The organism is Halomonas litopenaei, assembly GCF_017303055.1.
In the GTDB taxonomy this organism is placed as follows: Bacteria; Pseudomonadota; Gammaproteobacteria; order Pseudomonadales; family Halomonadaceae; genus Halomonas; species Halomonas litopenaei_A.
Window position 1 is genome coordinate 1 of record NZ_JAEKJT010000017.1, and the last position, 2252, is coordinate 2252.

The following is a 2252-nucleotide window of genomic DNA, read 5'->3' on the forward strand; positions in this document are numbered from 1 at the left end:
GCCTTGATCCGCGGATCGCTGACCAGGCCCTGACCCACTTCACGACCGGAGCCATAGAGCAGCGAGAACACGCCTTCGGGCAGCTCGCAGCGGGCCACCGCCTTTTGCACCGCGCGACCGACCAGCTCGGAGGTGCCGGGGTGGGCCGAGTGGGCCTTGACGATGACCGGGCAGCCAGCGGCCAGGGCCGAGGCGGTATCACCACCGGCTACCGAGAAGGCCAGCGGGAAGTTGGAGGCGCCGAATACCGCCACCGGCCCCAGCGGGATCTGGCGTTGACGCAGGTCGACCCGGGGCAGCGGCTGACGCTCGGGCAGGGCCGGATCATGGCGCACGTCCAGCCACTCGCCGGCACGCACGACGGAGGCGAACAGCCTGAGCTGGCCACAGGTGCGTCCGCGCTCGCCCTGGAGGCGGGCCTGGGGCAGGCCGGACTCCTGCATGGCGCGTTCGATCAGGGCGTCGCCGAGGGCTTCGATTTCATCGGCGACGGTCTCGAGGAAGGTCGCACGGGCCTCGAGGCTGGTCTCGCGATAGCGATCGAAGGCGGCCCAGGCCAGCTCGCAGGCCTGGTCGACTTCGGCCTTAGAGCCGGCGGCGTAGCCGGGCTCAAGGGTCTCGCCGGTGGCCGGATTGATGGCATGGATGGCCTTGCCGCTGGCCGCCACGGCCTGGCTGCCAATGAGTTGCTTGCCTTGCAGAGTCATGTTGGCTCCTTGCTGGTGGCTGATTGAGCGTAAAAAAGGTGGCTGTATGGTGAAGCCCCTGGGCTGAAACCGCAGCCTTGAAACATCTGGGTGGTAGCCTCTGGGTCTCAGCACCAGGGTTTCTGCACCGGGTTTCCGTACTATGGTTTCCGTATCAGGGGCCTGCATTCACCTACAGCGTGATGACGGTGACGGCTCCTTCATCGGCATCCGGTGTTGCCAAGGGGTTGCGCAACGGTCGGCCGAAGGCGGGCAGGTCAATCTCGTAGCGCTCGCCGGGATTGACCTTGATGCCATCGGCAAAGCTCAGCGTCGCGGTGCCGAAGAAGTGAACGTGGACGTCGCCGGGACGGCGGAAGCCCGCGTACTTGAAGTGGTGATGTTCCAGGTTGGCCAGGCTGTGGGCCATGTTGGCCTCGCCGGTCAGGAAGGGCTTTTCCCACAGCGTTTCGCCCTGACGGGTGATGCGCGAGGTGCCTTCCAGGTGTGCCGGCAGCTCGCCGATCAGCAGCTCAGGACCAAAGCTGCACGCTCGCAGCTTGGAGTGGGCCAGCCACAGGTAGTTGTAGCGTTCGGTGATGTGATCGGAGAACTCATTGCCGATGGCAAAGCCCAGACGGTGAGGGCGGCCCTGATCGTCATTGATATAGAGTCCTGCGAGCTCAGGCTCCTCGCCGGCGTCCTCGGCAAAGGACGGCCAGGGCAGGGGGGCCTCCGGTGCGACGACGCAGTCGCCATCCCCCTTGTAGAACCATTCCGGCTGAGCCCCGATCTTACCCTCGCCGGGCTTGCCACCTTCGACCCCCAGCTTGAACATGCGCATGGAGTCGGTCATCTCGGCCTCATCGCTGTTCGATGCGGCATGCATGGCGCTGCGAGTGTCAGCGCTGCCCAGGTGGGTCAGTCCAGTGCCGGTCACCAGGCAATGCGCCGGGTCAGGATGCGTCAGCGGGGGCAACAGCTGTCCCTGTTCGACCAGCTCGCCATAGTCGAGGGTCTCGCCCGTCAGACTGTCCTGAACCACCGCGGCGAGAGGTGTGCCGCTTTCCAGGGCTCGCCTGGCCAAGCTGTAGGTGTCGGCGTCGGTCAGACGCACGCGATGCTCGTTCTCTACCAGCGCTGCCCGGGTGCTGCCCTGATGGACACACTGAATAAGGCGAAGGTGGGCTGAAGCGCTGGAATCGGCAGAGGCGTTTGTATCGTTGTGCATGGTGATGTCCTTGGGCAGGAAAGGGCGGCAGCCCGGTATCACGATTGGCCCCAGAGGCATCTTACGCCTCTGGGGGGGTGTATGGTCAACATACGAAGGTATGGGTTGACGTTATTGATGGGAGATAGCACGCGTGGGTTGAGACGGGGCGGTGCATGACCCTGCCCCTGATCTCAGTCGACCAGCCACATGGCCATCTCGGGCCACATCAGCAGGGCGGCCAGCACACACAATTGCAGTGCGATGAACGGCAGCAGTGACACAAAGATGTCTTTCAGGCTGATCTCCGGCGGCGCCACCCCTTTCAGGTAGAACGCGGCCGGGCCAAATGGCGG

The 2252-nt window shown here is 64.7% G+C and carries 2 protein-coding genes and 1 pseudogene; all 3 read right to left on the reverse strand.

All coding sequences use genetic code 11. The annotated features are described in order from the left end of the window. Window positions 1-707 (reverse strand): aldehyde dehydrogenase family protein (locus tag JF545_RS19760; protein ID WP_206944871.1); only part of this gene is annotated, 707 nt, incomplete at its 3' end. Between the two features lie 172 nt (window positions 708-879). Then, window positions 880-1917 carry an AraD1 family protein gene (araD1, locus tag JF545_RS19765; protein ID WP_206944872.1) on the reverse strand — a complete coding sequence of 346 codons (1038 nt, stop codon included), beginning with the start codon at window positions 1915-1917 and terminating at the stop codon, window positions 880-882. Between the two features lie 173 nt (window positions 1918-2090). After that, window positions 2091-2252 (reverse strand): annotated as a pseudogene (locus tag JF545_RS19770) (TRAP transporter large permease subunit); the annotation flags it as partial.

What these genes read in the sequence shown, in the direction of transcription:
- araD1 (WP_206944872.1), bottom strand. Translation starts at nt 1,917, where the DNA reads ATGCACAACGATACAAACGCCTCTGCCGATTCCAGCGCTTCAGCCCAC.